General features: G+C 68.2%; 16 protein-coding genes. 10 read left to right on the top strand and 6 right to left on the bottom strand.

Annotation, left to right across the window (positions count from 1 at the left end; translation table 11 throughout):
* Nucleotides 1–126: 126 nt before the first annotated feature.
* Both A7X97_RS12775 and ubiH read right to left on the bottom strand, forming a co-directional pair.
* The gene (locus A7X97_RS12775; protein ID WP_088496055.1) at nucleotides 127–1,308 is read right to left on the bottom strand and encodes a UbiH/UbiF family hydroxylase; all 1,182 of its coding nucleotides are present in this window, start codon (nucleotides 1,306–1,308) and stop codon (nucleotides 127–129) included.
* On the bottom strand, nucleotides 1,305–2,513 hold the full coding sequence (gene ubiH, locus A7X97_RS12770) for a 2-octaprenyl-6-methoxyphenyl hydroxylase (RefSeq protein WP_053500463.1): 1,209 nt from the start codon (nucleotides 2,511–2,513) through the stop codon (nucleotides 1,305–1,307). The genes A7X97_RS12775 and ubiH overlap by 4 nt, the downstream gene beginning before the upstream one ends.
* 109 nt (nucleotides 2,514–2,622) lie before the next feature.
* Between ubiH and A7X97_RS12765 the strand changes: the two genes are divergently transcribed.
* From A7X97_RS12765 to A7X97_RS12720, 10 genes are all read left to right on the top strand, one after another.
* Nucleotides 2,623–3,207 (top strand): hypothetical protein, encoded by a 585-nt coding sequence (locus tag A7X97_RS12765; RefSeq protein WP_069139530.1) that lies wholly within the window; start codon nucleotides 2,623–2,625, stop codon nucleotides 3,205–3,207.
* A gap of 8 nt (nucleotides 3,208–3,215) precedes the next feature.
* Nucleotides 3,216–3,770 carry a cob(I)yrinic acid a,c-diamide adenosyltransferase gene (locus tag A7X97_RS12760; protein WP_111008017.1) on the top strand — a complete coding sequence of 185 codons (555 nt, stop codon included), beginning with the start codon at nucleotides 3,216–3,218 and terminating at the stop codon, nucleotides 3,768–3,770.
* A 9-nt stretch (nucleotides 3,771–3,779) separates the two neighbouring features.
* Nucleotides 3,780–4,718 carry a histone deacetylase family protein gene (locus tag A7X97_RS12755; protein WP_111008016.1) on the top strand — a complete coding sequence of 313 codons (939 nt, stop codon included), beginning with the start codon at nucleotides 3,780–3,782 and terminating at the stop codon, nucleotides 4,716–4,718.
* An 89-nt stretch (nucleotides 4,719–4,807) separates the two neighbouring features.
* Nucleotides 4,808–7,309 (top strand): LPS-assembly protein LptD, encoded by a 2,502-nt coding sequence (lptD, locus tag A7X97_RS12750; RefSeq protein ID WP_172412091.1) that lies wholly within the window; start codon nucleotides 4,808–4,810, stop codon nucleotides 7,307–7,309.
* Complete coding sequence (locus A7X97_RS12745; protein WP_005415349.1) at nucleotides 7,306–8,649, top strand: peptidylprolyl isomerase; 1,344 nt, start codon at nucleotides 7,306–7,308, stop codon at nucleotides 8,647–8,649. The genes lptD and A7X97_RS12745 overlap by 4 nt, the downstream gene beginning before the upstream one ends.
* Nucleotides 8,650–8,652: 3 nt before the next feature.
* Nucleotides 8,653–9,633, top strand: coding sequence for a 4-hydroxythreonine-4-phosphate dehydrogenase PdxA (gene pdxA / locus A7X97_RS12740; protein WP_111008015.1), 981 nt, complete (start codon nucleotides 8,653–8,655; stop codon nucleotides 9,631–9,633).
* A complete protein-coding gene (gene rsmA / locus A7X97_RS12735; RefSeq protein WP_061478350.1) occupies nucleotides 9,630–10,433 on the top strand; it encodes a 16S rRNA (adenine(1518)-N(6)/adenine(1519)-N(6))-dimethyltransferase RsmA in 804 nt (267 codons plus the stop codon). Before pdxA ends, rsmA begins: the two co-directional genes overlap by 4 nt.
* 13 nt (nucleotides 10,434–10,446) lie before the next feature.
* Entirely contained in the window at nucleotides 10,447–10,830 is a 384-nt protein-coding gene (gene apaG, locus A7X97_RS12730; protein ID WP_008268668.1) for a Co2+/Mg2+ efflux protein ApaG, read from the top strand.
* Nucleotides 10,831–10,845: 15 nt separating this feature from the next.
* Nucleotides 10,846–11,868, top strand: a complete 1,023-nt coding sequence (locus tag A7X97_RS12725; RefSeq protein WP_088496059.1) for a symmetrical bis(5'-nucleosyl)-tetraphosphatase — start codon at nucleotides 10,846–10,848, stop codon at nucleotides 11,866–11,868.
* Nucleotides 11,865–12,512 (top strand): DUF1287 domain-containing protein, encoded by a 648-nt coding sequence (locus A7X97_RS12720; protein WP_111008014.1) that lies wholly within the window; start codon nucleotides 11,865–11,867, stop codon nucleotides 12,510–12,512. The genes A7X97_RS12725 and A7X97_RS12720 overlap by 4 nt, the downstream gene beginning before the upstream one ends.
* An 86-nt stretch (nucleotides 12,513–12,598) precedes the next feature.
* Here A7X97_RS12720 and A7X97_RS12715 read toward each other — a convergent pair whose 3' ends face one another.
* The 4 genes from A7X97_RS12715 to A7X97_RS12700 are packed head-to-tail and all read right to left on the bottom strand — an operon-like array spanning nucleotide 12,599 to nucleotide 15,320.
* Complete coding sequence (locus tag A7X97_RS12715; protein WP_072167883.1) at nucleotides 12,599–13,090, bottom strand: dihydrofolate reductase; 492 nt, start codon at nucleotides 13,088–13,090, stop codon at nucleotides 12,599–12,601.
* Nucleotides 13,091–13,095: 5 nt separating this feature from the next.
* Complete coding sequence (locus tag A7X97_RS12710; RefSeq protein WP_061478354.1) at nucleotides 13,096–13,890, bottom strand: thymidylate synthase; 795 nt, start codon at nucleotides 13,888–13,890, stop codon at nucleotides 13,096–13,098.
* Complete coding sequence (gene lgt / locus A7X97_RS12705) at nucleotides 13,887–14,774, bottom strand: prolipoprotein diacylglyceryl transferase (RefSeq protein ID WP_072167881.1); 888 nt, start codon at nucleotides 14,772–14,774, stop codon at nucleotides 13,887–13,889. Before lgt ends, A7X97_RS12710 begins: the two co-directional genes overlap by 4 nt.
* Nucleotides 14,775–14,825: 51 nt before the next feature.
* The gene (locus A7X97_RS12700) at nucleotides 14,826–15,320 is read right to left on the bottom strand and encodes a TPM domain-containing protein (RefSeq protein ID WP_005415340.1); all 495 of its coding nucleotides are present in this window, start codon (nucleotides 15,318–15,320) and stop codon (nucleotides 14,826–14,828) included.
* Nucleotides 15,321–15,371 lie beyond the last annotated feature (51 nt).

Here is a 15,371-nt window from a genome sequence, read left to right as displayed (position 1 = left end):
CCCTCCGTCCCCTTTTTTGATCACCGACGGCGCGCGCACGATCCGCTATCGGTAGGTGCCAAAGCGGCGTCCCGTGGTTGGTAACACGCCAGCGACGCCCGTCGCGTCGTGCGGTCTGAATTCCGGTCAGACGCCGGCGGCGCGCTTCCAGAACGCCTGCACCAGCGGCGGCCATCGGCCGACGCAGCCCAGCGCACGGCCCCGGGCCAGGGTCAGGTGCATTTCGTCGTTGGAGAACAGGCGGTTGATCGCATCGAAGCTGTAGGCGGCGATGTGGTTGTCGCTCCGCCGTTCACGTGCCCAGCGCTGCAGGCGCTGCGGCGACAGCCGCGGTTGGCCGCGGCGCTCTGCCGAGGGTGCCAGCCACTGCTGCAGGGCGGCGACATCACGCAGCCCCAGGTTCACGCCCTGCCCGGCCAGCGGATGCACCACATGCGCCGCGTCACCCAACGCCAGCACACGACCGGCCACGTAGTGACGGGCCAGCTGGCGGCGCAGCGGGAATGCCGCACGCGATGAGGCCAACCGCAGCTCACCCAGGCGTGCCGCGAAGGCGCGGGTCAGTTCGCGGTTGAAGCTGTCCTCGTCCAGCGCCAGAACACGCGCCGCCTCGTCCTCGGGCAGGGTCCAGACGATCGAGCTGCGGCGTTCGGCCACCGGCAACAACGCCAGCGGCCCGCTTGGCAGAAAGCGCTGCCAGGCCGTGGCCTGGTTGGGAAGATCGCTGTCCACGTAGGCCACCACGCCACGCTGGTGGTAGTCATGGCGTTCCACCTCGATCCCGGCCAGCTGGCGGAGGGTCGATTCGGCGCCGTCGGCGGCCACCGCCAACGCCGCTTCCAGGCGACGCCCGTCATCCAGGCGCAGGCGCACGCCGTCCTCGTCCTGCTCCAGCGCGTCCACCCGTGCCGGGCAGTGCAGCTGCACACCCGCCGCCGGCAGCGCCGACCACAGGCGGTCCTGCAGCAGCCCGTTCTCGACGATGTAGCCCAGTTCGCGACGGCCGAAGCGATCGGCGTCGAACAGCAGATCCTCGCCACCGGCAGCGTCCCACACCTGCATGCGCCGGTAGGGCCATGCACGGGCCTGCGCGATCGCCGGCCACACACCAAGACGATTCAGCAGCTGTACGTTGTCGGCAGCGAAGGCGAACACGCGCAGGTCCGGCTGTGCGGCCTGCCACGGCGCCGGTTCGCGACCTTCCACCAGCGCCACCGACAGGCCAGCATCAGCCAGCGCCAGCGCACACGCGGCACCGACCACGCCACCGCCGATGATGGCCACATCAAGACGCGCGCGCCGGCTCATGCCGCTTCTCCACGGCACAGCCGCGGCACCTCGCCGCGGAAGCCCATCGCACCACCGACCAGCATCGATTGCACCGAGGCGCGCTGCGCGGCCACCAGGCCGAGGCTGCGCAGCGGCCGCATCAACGGCGCCGGATTGCTGGTCAGGCGCGCAAGCCCGCCGGAGAACGCCACCGTCTGCCGGCGGTCCTCTTCGCGGCGCGCGACATAGGCCTGCAGCAGTGCATCGCTGCCGGCATCCTCATGCGCATCCTCCAGCAGTTCAGCCAGGGTCAGCGCATCGCGCAGGCCCAGGTTGAAGCCCTGCGCCCCCAGCGGATGGATGGTCTGCGCGGCATTGCCGAGCAGCACCGCGCGCTCTCCGGCCAACGCGCGCGCCAGCACCTGGATGAGCGGATAAGCACTGCGCGGGCCGGATTCGAGCAGCCGGCCGGCGCGCCAGCCGATCGCGTTCTGCAGGCGTTGCAGCCAAGCCGCATCGTCCAGCGCCATCACCGCATCGGCCTGGTCGCGCGCAACACCGTGCACGGTGCCGAAGTGGCGATCACCACGCGGCAGCAGGGCGGTCGGGCCGGTATCGGTGAAGCGCTCCCAGGCGGTGCCGTCCGGCGCGCGCTGGCTGCGCACGCGGGCCACGAACAGGGTCTGCTGGAAATCATGGCGGTCGACCTCGATGCCGAGCGCGCCGCGCACGCCACTGGTCGTGCCATCGGCCCCCACCACCAGCCGGGCCTGCAGCACGCGTTCGCCGGTCTCGTCGGCCACCCGCACCTGGCGGTAGCCATCGACCACCTCGCCCAGGCCCAGGAAGCGCATGGGCCGGTAGCGCCGCAGCCGCGGCAGCTCCTGCAGGCGCGCTTCCAGCGCCTGGCCGAAGTCCCGCGCCACCACCACCTGGCCGAACCACGGCCGGTCGTAGTCGGAAGCCTCCAGCTGCACGCGGCCGAAATCGCCGGCGCGGCTGACGTGGATGCGGCGGATCGGGCCCGGCGCCATCGCCAGCTTCTGCATGACCCCCAGCGCGGTCAGCGCATTGACCGTGGCAGCGGCAAAACTGAGGTTGCGCTGGTCGAATACCGCCGGCAGCTCGCCGGCCGGGCTGGCCTCGAGCAGGCCCACATCGCGGCCCAGGCGGTCCAGGGCGATGGCCAGGCTGGCACCGACCAGGCCACCACCGACGATCAGCACGTCATGTCGTTCACTCATGATGTTCATGATACGCGCTCGCCCTGCCCGAACACCCAACATCACCCGACCTGCGCCAACCGGCGCGGCGGGCTAGAATGAAACCTGAATCCGCTCCGGGCCCGCTGCCATGTCCGCCACCGCCAACCGCGCCTTCGTCCTGTCCGTCCTTGTGCTGTTGCTGGCGGCGACCCGGGTCAACCACTTCGCGGCGATCCCCGATGCCTCCTGGGCGGTGTTCTTCATCGGTGGCTTCTACCTGGCCACGTGGACACGCTGGGCGTTTCCGCTGTTGATGGTGTTCGCCGTGCTGGTGGACTGGATCGTGATCCGCAGCAGCGGCCTGGATTTCTGGCAGCACTACTGCGTGTCGCCGGGTTACTGGCTGCTGCTGCCGGCATACTTCTCGCTGTGGGCCGGCGGCATGCTGCTGGGCCGCAACTACCAGGGCGCACGCTGGCCGGTGCTGGCCAAGGGTACGCTGCTGCTGGTGGCCTCGGTGGCGGTCTGCCACCTGCTGGCGCAGGGCGGTTTCTACTGGACCACCCGCAACGTGGCCGAGCCGACGCTGGCCGGCTGGGCGCAGAACTACGCACAATGGTTCGGCCCCTACCTGCGCACCACCGCGATCTACGTGGCGCTGGCGGCGGCATTGCAGCTGGCCGTGGAGCAGGTACTGAAGCTCCAGCAGGCCCGCCGCGACATCCGGCACTGAGCCGCGCCATGGGTCATCGCCTCTCGCGCATCTATACCCGCACCGGCGACGACGGCAGTACCGGCCTCGGCGACGGCCAGCGCGTCGGCAAGGACGACGCCCGGGTGGCGTCCTACGGCACCGTCGATGAAGCCAACGCTGCGCTTGGCCTGCTGCTTGCCACCGCGCTGCCCGAGGATGTCCGCGCGCTGGTGGTGCATCTGCAGCACCAACTGTTCGACCTGGGTGCCGAGCTGTGCATCCCCGGCCACGCCGCCATCCACGCCGCCGATGTCTCGGCACTGGAACAGCAGCTGGACCACTACAACGCCAACCTGCCGATGTTGAAGGAGTTCATCCTGCCGGCCGGTGGCGAGGCCGCCGCACGCTGCCACCTGGCCCGCACCATCGTCCGCCGCGCCGAGCGCGAGACGGTCACCCTGGCCCGCCACGAAGCCGTGCGCAGCGAGGCGTTGCAGTACCTCAACCGGCTGTCGGACCTGTTGTTCGTGCTGTCCCGCGTACTGGCCCGCGCCGACGGCCATGGCGAAGCGCTGTGGCAGCCACAGCAGCGCCAGCGCTGAGTCGGCACGATGCTGGTCTTCACCCATCCGTCCTGCCTGCTGCATGACCCCGGCCCTGGCCATCCGGAGTGCCCGCAACGCCTGCAGCAAGTACTCGATGCCCTGCACGCCGCGTTCCCCGGCCAGCTCGACTGGCGCGAGGCGCCGCCGGCCAAGTTCGGCGAACTGACCCGGGTCCACGACAGCGTCCTGCTCGACTTCGTGCTGCAGCCGCAGACCGCGCCGCTGCGCCAGCTGGACATGGACACCTGGACCTCGCCGGGCTCGGCCAGTGCCGCCGTGCACGCCGCCGGCGCCGGGGTGGCGGCGGTCGATGCAGTGATGCTGGGCGAGGACCCGCTGGCGTTCTGCGCGGTGCGGCCCCCGGGCCACCACGCTACCAGCAGCACGGCGATGGGCTTCTGCCTGCTCAACAACATCGCCATCGCCGCCGCCTATGCCCGTGACCGCCATGGGCTGGAGCGGATCGCGGTGGTCGATTTCGATGTCCACCATGGCAATGGCACCCAGGACATCTTCCAGCACGACGCCCGGGTCTCCTACTACAGCACCCACCAGGCCGGGCTGTTCCCCAATTCGGGCCTGCGCCGCGACCGCGGTGCCGGCAACCTGATGAACATCCTGCTGCCCCCCGGCAGTGGCGGTTTCCGCTTCCGCAACGTGTGGGCCGACGAGATGCTGCCGGCCATCGACGACTTCCGCCCGCAGCTGCTGCTGATCTCGGCCGGCTTCGATGCCCACCTGCGCGACCCGCAGGCCGACCTGATGCTTGAAACCGACGATTTCGCCTGGATCACCCGGGAACTGCATGCGCTGGCGCGCCGCCATGCGGCCGGCCGGGTGGTCTCGATGCTGGAAGGCGGCTATGACCTGCAGGCCCTTGCCGAGTGCAGCGTGGCCCATGTCCGGGCCCTGCTGCTGCCCCCTCCCGGCAGCATCTCCGGATGAACCCGAGCCGGCAGGCTCCGGCGTCCTTCATTGCCCCTATGCAAGGGATGGGGCAAGCTACCGTCCGTTTTCGCCCGAATCCGAACCGCGTGCGCCGAGCCCTCCGCCTGCTTCCCCTGCCTCTGAGCATCGCCATCTGCCTGCCGGCAATGGCCGATGAAAAGCCGCTCAACTGGGGCCTGTGCCCGGCTACCGACGTGATTCCCGCGTTCACCGATGCCCCCACCCCGGTCCCGGGGCAGGACAAGGCCGCCGCCAGCGCTGCGCGCGAGCAGCAGCCGACCGACATCGAGGGTGACCAGCTGCTGGGCACGACCACCGTGCCGCAGTACGAAGGCAACGTGGCCCTGCGCCGCGGCGACCAGTTCGTCGGCACCGACAAGCTCAGCTTCGATACCGAGAGCGGCAACTACATCGCCGACGGCAATGTCCGCTACCAGGACTCCTCGATCCGCATGGTCGCCAAGCGCGCCGAGGGCAACCAGGAAAGCGACACCCACAAGATCACCGACATCAAGTACCAGCTGGTGTCGCGCCGCGGCAACGGCGATGCCGAGTCGGTCGACCTGCAGGGCGCGGTCGGCCAGATGCACCGCTCCACCTACACCACCTGCGACCCGTCACAGCCGGTGTGGAAACTGTCGGCGCCGCAGATCGAAGTGGACAACGACGAGGGCTTCGGCACCGCCCGCAACGCCGTGCTGCGGATCGGCAAGGTACCGGTGCTGTGGGCGCCGTACTTCAAGTTCCCGATCGACGACCGCCGCAAGACCGGCCTGCTGTTCCCGCAGCTGGGCATGTCCGGGCGCAACGGATTCGACTACGCACAGCCGATCTACTTCAACCTGGCGCCGAACTACGACGACACGTTGACCCCGCGCTACATGAGCCGGCGCGGCCTGATGCTCGACAACGAGTTCCGCTATCTCTACAACGGCGGCCGCGGTGAACTGCTGACCGCGTTCATGCCCAACGACAAGCTGCGCGACCGCGACCGCGGCCGGGTGATGTTCAGCGGTTACCACAACGTGGACAGCCACTGGCAGGCCCGCGCCAACCTGGCCTGGGTCAGCGACGAGCGCTATGTCGAGGACTTCGCCAACCGCCTGGTCGGGGTGACTGCCTCGAACCTGCAGAGCACCGTGGGCCTGTACGGCACCGGCCGGAACTGGACGGCCGGCATCATGGCCGACCGCTGGCAGCTGACCGACTACACGCTCGATGAAGGCGCGCTGCCGTACAACCGCCAGCCGCGCCTGTACCTCAACTGGGACAAGCCGGTCCTGCCGTGGCTGGAAACCGGCATCTACGCCGAAGCCGTGCGCTTCACCCACGACGACATCAACTTCAAGTACGGCGCCGATGCGGGGCCCGACCTGCAGTACACGCGCAACGGTCGCCGGAAGACCGAGGGCTTGAATGTGAGCGGCGGCTCGCGTCTGGACGTGAAGCCGTACGTGTCGTTCCCGATCAGCGGCGCGGCCTGGTACATCACGCCGACCCTGGCCTACCGCTATACCGCCTACCAGCTGGATCGCGGCCTGGCCGACGGCGTGGACGGTATCCGTGGCCAGATCCTGCGTTCGCAGGGCATCGACCCGAACACCGCCACACCGGAACAGCTGCGCGGCAACACCTCGCCCAGCCGCAGCCTGCCGATCGGCAGCATCGACGCCGGCCTGTTCTTCGACCGCGAGACCCGTATCGGCGGCAAGTCCTTCCTGCAGACCCTGGAACCGCGCCTGTTCTACCTGCGCACGCCGTACCGCAACCAGGACGAGCTGCCGATCTTCGATACGCGTGACTTCACCTTCAGCTGGGGCCAGCTGTTCCGCGACTCGCGCTATACCGGCGCCGACCGCCAGAACGATGCCAATCAGCTGACCTTGGCACTGAGTACCCGGTTCATCGACCAGACCACCGGCAAGGAACGGTTCTCGGCTTCGATCGGCCAGATCCAGTATTTCGACGAGTCGCGGGTGACCGTCACTCCGGGCGGCGCGCCGGTGGAAAAGGGCAAGTCGGCGTGGATCGCCGACGGCAACTACATGATCAACGACCGCTGGACCCTGGGTGCCACCTACCAGTGGGACCCGAAGTACAAGCGCGAGGATCTGGCCAGCGTCCGTGCCCGCTACCTGATGCCCAACGATGGCGTGATCAACCTGAGCTACCGCTACCGCATCAACTCGGGCGCCCCGGCCACCGCCAACAAGCACGACCGTACCCTGCTGGAACAGGCCGACCTGTCGTTCCTGTACCCGCTGAATGCGCGCTGGAGCCTGGTCGGTCGCTACTACTACTCGCTGCAGGACAAGGAACCGCTGGAAATCATCGCCGGCGTCCAGTGGGACAGCTGCTGCCTGGCCGTGCGTGCGGTCGCCCGCCGTTACGTCCGCAACCGCGAAGGCGAGATGAACAACGCCATCCAGCTGGAGTTCGTGCTCAAGGGCCTGAGCTCCCTGGGGCAGGACACGGACCGTACCCTGCGCCGTGCTATCCTCGGCTACAACCGCGACGACCTCTATCTCGTGCCGCCGAGCAACACCGGGGCGACCCGGGATGACTACGATCCGAACCTGATCCCATGACCAAGCGCTTCCCCGTTCTTCTCGCCTCGCTGCTGGCGGTGTCCAGCGTGTCCGCCCCCCTGCAGGTACTTGCCCAGGAGGCGCAGCCGCTTGACCGCATCGCTGCTGTCGTCGATGAGGACGTGATCCTGCAGAGCGAGCTCCAGCGTGCGATCGCCAACATCAAGGCGCAGTACGCTGGCCGCGAAAACCAGCTTCCGCCGGAAGACGTGCTCAGCCGCCAGGTGCTCGAACGCCTGGTGCTGGTCAAGCTGCAGGTGGCCCGCGCCCAGGGCAGCGGGATCCGTGTCAGCGACCAGGAGCTGAACCAGGCGATGAACGCCATTGCCCAGCAGAACGGTTCGAACCTGGACGCGCTGCGCCAGCGCCTGGCCCATGACGGTATCGATTTCAACGATTTCCGTGCGTCGGTGCGTGACGAGATCACCGTGCAGCGCCTGCGCCAGAGCTTCGCGCAGAGCCGCATCAGCGTCAGCGAGGGTGAAGTCGACGCCGCGCTGAAGCAGCAGGCCACGGTAGGCAACCAGTACCACCTGGCGCACATCCTGATCGCCCTGCCCGACGGTGCCAACGCCGACCAGATCGCCACCGGCCAGAAGAAGGCCGATGGCGTGAAGGCCCTGCTGGACAAGGGCGAGCTGGACTTCAACGCGGCGGCCGTGCGCTATTCGGACAGCCCGAACGCACTGGAAGGCGGCGATCTGGGCTGGCGCAGCCTGGATGAAATCCCGCAGGCCTTTGCCCAGTTGATGGAAAAGATGAAGCCGGGCGAGGTGGTCGGCCCGATCCGCGGCCCGAGCGGCTTCCAGCTGCTGAAGCTGGTGGAAGTGCGTGACAGCAGTTCCGCCGCCGGTGAGCAGACGGTCACCGAGTACCACGGCCGGCACATCCTGGTCCGCGTGGACGACAACCAGACCGATGCCGCTGCCAAGGCCAAGATCGATACCCTGCGCGCCCGCATTGCTGGCGGCGCCGACTTCCAGACCGTTGCCAGGGAGTCCTCCGAGGACAACAACAGCAAGGGCCAGGGCGGTGATCTCGGCTGGTTCCCGGCTGACGCGTTCGGTCCGGCCTTCGGCCAGCAGGTGAGTGGCCTGCAGGATGGTGGCGTCAGCCAGCCGTTCCGCACCGACGCCGGTTGGCACATCGTGCAGCGCGTGGCGACCCGCCAGACCGACGTGACCACCGACAACCAGCGTGCCCAGGTCCGCGAGACCATCGGCCGTCGCAAGCTGGAAGACGAGTACAACCGCTTCCTGCAGGAACTGCGTGGCGAAGCCTACGTCAGTTTCCGCAGCGGCGACCGCGCGGAAAACACCGCCACTCCGCCGCAGTCCTGACCGATGCGCCCCGAGCTCGCTCTGGTACCGGGCGAGCCCGCCGGGATCGGCCCGGAGCTGTGTGTCCGCCTCGTCCAGCAGCCGCGTGAAGATTGCCGGCTGCTGGCCTTCGCCGACCCAGACACCCTGCGCGCGGCCGCGGCCGCGCTGAACCTGCCCCTGCAACTGCTGCCCGAGGACGCCGAAGCACGCGTCCCGGGCGATCTGCGCCTGCGCGCCGTCCGCAACGCGGCGCCCAGCCACTTCGGCCAGGCCGATCCGGCCAATGCGAGCGCGGTCATCGGTGCCCTGCTCGGCGCCGGCCAGGCCTGCCTGTCCGGTGAGCTGCACGGTGTGGTGACCGGCCCGGTACACAAGGCGGTCATCAACGAAGGCGGCATTGCCTACAGTGGTACCACTGAACTGCTGGCCGACCAGGCCGGAGTGAAGGTGGTGATGATGCTGGCCAATCACATTGTCCGCGTGGCCCTGGCCACCACCCACCTGCCGCTGCGCGAGGTGGCCGATGCGATCACCGCGCCCAGCTTGGAACACACCCTGCGTACGGTGCATGCCGCGCTGCGCCGCGAGTTCGGCCTGCCTGCGCCGCGCATCGCGGTGCTCGGGCTGAACCCGCATGCCGGCGAAGACGGCCATCTGGGACGCGAGGAACTGGACCTGGTCATCCCCCTGCTGCAGCGCCTGCGCGCGGAGGGCATGGACCTGGTCGGCCCGCTGCCGGCCGACACCGCCTTCCTGCCGGCCAAGCTGGCCGGCTTCGACACCGTGCTGGCGATGTACCACGACCAGGGCCTGCCGGTGCTGAAGTATTCCGGCTTCGAGCAGGCGGTGAACCTGACTCTGGGCCTGCCCTACCCCCGCGTGGCGGTCGACCATGGCACCGCGCTGGACCTGGCCGGCCGCGGCATCGCCGATCCTTCCAGCCTGCAGGCGGCAACGACGCTGTGTGCGCAGCTGGCGCGGCAACGTACACTGAGCGCATGAATTCCCCGCATTCCCCCTCCGGCCCGGTGTTCACCGCACCGGCCAAGAAGCAGCTTGGCCAGCATTTCCTGGCCGATCGCCACTACATCGACAAGATCGTGATGGCGGTCAATCCGAAAGATGGTGACCGCCTGGTTGAAATTGGTCCAGGCCAGGGCGCCATCACCCTGCCGCTGCTGCGCGTGCACCCGAAGCTGACGGTGATCGAGTTCGACCGCGACCTGATCGCGCCGCTGACCGCCGCCGCCGAGCCGCTGGGCGAGCTGACCATCGTCCACCGCGACGTGCTGCGCGTGGACTTCACCGAACTGGCCGATGGCCAGCCGATCCGCCTGGTCGGCAACCTGCCCTACAACATCTCCTCGCCGATCCTGTTCCATGCGCTGGAGCATGCCGCGGTGATCCGCGATATGCACTTCATGCTGCAGAAGGAAGTGGTCGACCGCATGGCGGCTGGCCCCGGAAGCAAGGTGTATGGCCGCCTCAGCGTGATGCTGCAGGCCTACTGCCAGGTGACCTCGCTGTTCGTAGTGCCGCCGGGCGCGTTCCGGCCGCCGCCGAAGGTCGATTCCGCCGTGGTGCGGCTGGTGCCGCGTGACCCGGCCTCGATCAGCATCAACGACCACACGCGCTTCGCCGAGGTGGTCAAGGCCGCCTTCGGGCAGCGCCGCAAGACGCTGCGCAATGCCCTGAACAATGTGGTGTCCGCCGAGCAGTTCATCGCTGCCGGCGTGCGTCCCGATGCCCGCGCCGAACAGCTGGACGTGGCCGAATTCATCGCTTTGGCCAATGCCTCCTGATTACACTGCCGGTATGGAAGACGCTGACGTATATGCCATCTCCGTCGAAGTTGCGCCGCGCTTCCTCGACGATCAATCCGCGCCGGAAGACGGTCGCTTTGCGTTCGCCTACACGATCCGCATCCACAACCAGGGGCGGGTCGCCGCACGCCTGGTCGCACGCCACTGGCGCATCACCGATGCCAATGGCCGTGTCGAGCATGTCGATGGGGACGGGGTGATCGGCGAGCAGCCGCGGCTGCGCCCCGGTGAAGACTTCCGTTACACGTCCGGTGTCATGCTGGGAACCGATCACGGGACCATGCAGGGGCACTACGACATGGTCGCCGACGATGGCACCGAATTTGCCGCGCCGGTCGCACCGTTCGTGCTGGCCGTGCCGCGTACCCTGCACTGACACGGAGGCCGAACGATGAGTGTGTGGGCGATCGGCGACCTGCAGGGCTGCTACGACGTTACCCAGCGGTTGCTGGAGAAGATCCGCTTCGACCCGGCGCAGGACACCCTGTGGTTCTGCGGCGACCTGGTCAACCGTGGTGGCCAGTCGCTGGAGACGCTGCGGCTGGTGCATTCGCTGCGCGAGCACAGCGTGGTGGTGCTGGGCAACCATGATCTTTCGCTGCTGGCCGTCGGTGCACGCACCGAAGAGGAGCAGCGCAAGGTCAACCCGGACCTGCTGCGCATCGTGCAGGCCGAGGACCGCGACGAACTGCTGGACTGGCTGCGCCTGCAGAAGCTGGTGCATGTGGATCGCGAGCTGGGCTGGATGATGGTGCACGCCGGCCTGGCACCGAAGTGGACCACGCAGATGGCAGAGAAGCACGCTGCCGAAGTCGAGGTGCAGCTGCACGGCGCCGGCTACCGCAAGCTGTTCCGCAACATGTACGGCGACAAGCCAAGCTGGGCGCCGAACCTGTCCGGCTACGACCGTTCGCGCGCGATCATCAACGTGCTCACCCGCATGCGCTACTGCACCCCGCGCGGGCGCATCGGCATCGAGGACAAGGGCACCCCCGGCACGCAGGAACAGGGACTCTACCCCTGGTTCGAAGTACCGGGCCGGGTCGAGCGCGACCTCAAGATCGTCTGCGGCCACTGGTCGGCGCTGGGCCTGACCATCACCCAGGGCGTGCACGCCATCGACACCGGCGCAGTCTGGGGCGGCAAGCTGACCGCGATCCAGCTCGATACCGACGAGCTGCGCGTGGTGCAGGTGCCGGGCCGCGATGTACCGGCACCCGTACCCCACGCCCGCCCACCGGCGCGACCGGCGCACGAGCGCGCCTCCACTGCGGTGCAGGGCAAGGAACAGGGCGGCGGCAACGCCGCTGCTGCCAACCCGGGCAACCGTGGTCCGCGCCGTCGTCGCCGTCGAGGTGGTGGCGGTGGGGGCTCCGGTGGACCTCACAACAACGGCGCCGCGCCGCAGGCATGACGCGACGCGGCTGGGCACCATGGAGGGTGCTGCTGCTGACGCTGGCCCTGGCCAGCGGCTGCCAGCCTGCTTCGGCCCCGGCTCCCACCGGCGGCGGAAACGCCGTCCCCGCGCGTTCGCAGGCACAGGCGCCTTCGCCGCCACTGGTGGCTGCAGCGCGCGCGCAGATCGGCGTCACCACCCGTTACGATCCCGCCTACCAGGTCCTGTCCTATCCTGGCGGCGACGTCCCGCTTGATCGCGGCGTGTGCACCGACGTGGTGGTGCGCGTCCTGCGCAGCCAGGGCCTGGACCTGCAGGCGCGCGTGCATGAAGACATGCGCGGCAACTTCAGCGCGTATCCCGCGATCTGGGGCCTGTCACGGCCGGACCGCAACATTGATCATCGACGTGTGCCGAACCTGATGCGCTGGTTCGAACGGCAGGGCTGGCAGCAACCGATCACCGCCCTCGCCACCGACTATGCGGCCGGTGACATCGTGGCCTGGAAGCTCAACGGCAACGGTCTGCTGCATGTCGGCATCGTCTCCGACCGGAGGCTGGCCAATGGCACACCGCTGGTGCTGCACAACATCGCACGCGGCACGCGTGAAGAGAACCTGCTGTTCCAGCACGCGATCATCGGGCACTACCGGATGCCGTAGGCCCCTGTAGTGCTGGGCCATGCTCGGCTACGGGAGGGGTCAGGCAACAGCAGCCGAGCATGGCTCGGCTCTACAGGAAACCATCCTCAGCGGCGCACGTAATGCACGAAGCGGAACGCATAGGCGTGGCGGTCATCGGCCGGGTGCGGCTCGCTGCTCACTTCCCGCCAGTCCTGCACGTCCACCTCGGGGAAATGGGTATCCGCGGGGACTTCGGCATCCACCCAGGTCAGGTACAGGTCGCTGGCCTGGTCAAGCAGCTGACGGAAGATCTCGCCGCCGCCGATGATGCACAGCTCGCTGGCGCCCTCGCCTTCGGCAATCGCCTTCGCCTCGTCCAGCGACGCCACCGCGCGCATGCCCGCGAACGGCACCTGGCCGCTGCGGGTCAGCACCAGGTTGGTCCGCCCCGGCAGTACGCGGCCGATCGACTCGGCCGTCTTGCGCCCCATCAGGATCGGCTTGCCCAGGGTGAGCGCCTTGAAGTGCTTGAAATCATCCGGCAGATGCCAGGGCATCGCATTGCCCTGGCCGATGCCACGGTTGCGGTCCAGCGCCACGATCATCGAGAGCTTCATGGCACTCACACCGCCACCGGCGCCTTGATCGCCGGGTGCGGGTCATAGCCATCGATGCGGATGTCGTCGAACCGGAAGCCGAACAGGTCGGTCACCTCCGGGTTCAACCACAGCTTCGGCAGCGCGCGCGGTTCACGCGAAAGCTGCTCGCGCGCCTGCTCGAAGTGGTTCGAATACAGGTGCGCGTCGCCCAGCGTATGCACGAAGTCGCCCACCCCCAGGCCGGTGGCCTGCGCCACCATGTGGGTCAGCAGCGCATAGCTGGCGATGTTGAACGGCACGCCGAGGAAGATGTCGCCGCTGCGCTGGTACAGCTGGCAGCTGAGCTTGCCGTCCACCACGTAGAACTGGAACAGGTTGTGGCACGGCATCAGCGCCATCTGCGAAAGCTCGCCCACGTTCCAGGCGCTGACCACCAGCCGGCGCGAATCGGGGTTGCGCTTGATCTCGTCCACCAGCCACTGCATCTGGTCGATCTCGCGGCCATCGGCGGTGGCCCAGCTGCGCCACTGCCTGCCGTAGACCGGGCCGAGGTCGCCGTTCTCGTCGGCCCACTCGTCCCAGATGCGTACCTGGTTGTCTTTCAGGTAGCCGATGTTGGTATCGCCCTTCAGGAACCACAGCAGCTCGTGGATGATCGAGCGCAGGTGCAGTTTCTTGGTGGTGACCAGTGGGAAGCCGTCGGCCAGATTGAAACGCATCTGCCAGCCGAACACGCTGCGGGTACCGGTGCCGGTACGGTCGCTCTTCTCGGCACCGTGCTCGAGCACGTGCGAGAGCAGGTCCAGGTAAGCCTTCATGCCTTGCCCTCGGCAACCACCGGCAGCTGCGGCTGCAGTACCGGCGCGCGGCGCGACATTACCAGTAGCACCAGGCCGAAAGCGATCAGCGGTAGGCTGAGGATCTGGCCACGGGTCAGCCAGTCGAAGGCCACATAGACGCCGTTGTCGGGCATGCGTACGAATTCGACGGCGAAGCGGAACAGGCCGTACATCAGCGCGAACAGGCCGCCGACCAGGTAACGGTGGCGCGGCTTGGCCGACACCGTCCACAGCACCACGAACATCACCAGGCCTTCCAGGAACGCTTCATACAGCTGCGAGGGATGGCGGGCGAACTGGTTCAGCGCGCCGGTGGCGAACTGCGCCTGCAGGGTCGCGTGGTCCAACTGGTTCAGCGGCGCCGGCAGGCCCGACGGGAACACCACGCCCCACGTGCCGTCGGTGTACTTGCCCCACAGCTCGGCGCCGATGAAGTTGCCGATGCGACCAAAACCCAGGCCCAGCGGTACCAGCGGCGCCATGAAATCCATGGTGTCGAAGAAGTGCAGCGCGTGCTTGCGCGACCACCACCAGCAGGCACCCAGCACGCCCAGCAGGCCGCCATGGAAGCTCATGCCGCCGTCCCACACCTTGAACAGCAGCAGCGGGTTGTGCAGGAAATCCCCGAGCGCGTAGAACAGCATGTAGCCGATGCGGCCGCCCAGCACCACGCCGAGCATGGCGTAGAACAACAGGTCGGAGAAGCCGTTGGCATCGACGCCCGGCAGGCGCCCGGCGGCGATGCGCGTGCGGCCCAGCAGCCAGGCCGCAGTGAAGCCGAGCAGGTACATGATGCCGTACCAGTGCACCTTGATCGGCCCCAGCGAGAGGGCGATGGGGTCGATGTCGTGGAAATAGATCATGGAAGGTGCCTTGCGGTTGAACGCCTATTCTCGGGCCAGTGCCGCCCCGGCTCAACCAAGGAGCTGGGGCGAGTTCGGCAACGCGTCATCGTTCGACCGGGTCGAGGCCGGAAAGTGCCCTTCGATCAGGCTGGAGACCTCGTCGATGGCATCCTGCAGCGCTTCCACCGGATTGGAACCACGCAGGCCCTCGCGCAGATGGGTGCAGACCCGCTGCCACTGCGCCGGGCTGACCCGGCCATGCAGGCCGCGGTCGGCGACGATCTCGATGGCATGGTCGGCCAGCAGCAGGTAGATCAGCACGCCGTTGTTGTGGGCGGTGTCCCAGGTGCGCAGGCGTGCGAAGGCATGCTCGGCGGCCTGCCTCGGGGTGACCTTGTGCCACAACGCGGCCAGCGGCAGATCAGCCTCCACCGCAAACATCACCTGACCGCCGTGGCGCTGCTCACCGGCCGCGATGGCCTCGGTGATCGCCTGCAGCGTGGCTGGCGGGAACGCGCGACGTACCGACGGCGAACATACATGACGGAACAGACGTTGGATCATCACCAGCCTCCCGAAGCGCCACCGCCACCGGAACGGCCACCGCCGCCGCCC

The organism is Stenotrophomonas sepilia (assembly GCF_003244875.1).
Classification (GTDB): domain Bacteria; phylum Pseudomonadota; class Gammaproteobacteria; order Xanthomonadales; family Xanthomonadaceae; genus Stenotrophomonas; species Stenotrophomonas sepilia.
The sequence above is the reverse complement of the archived record's forward strand: the minus strand, read 5'-3'. Positions and strand labels throughout refer to the sequence as shown.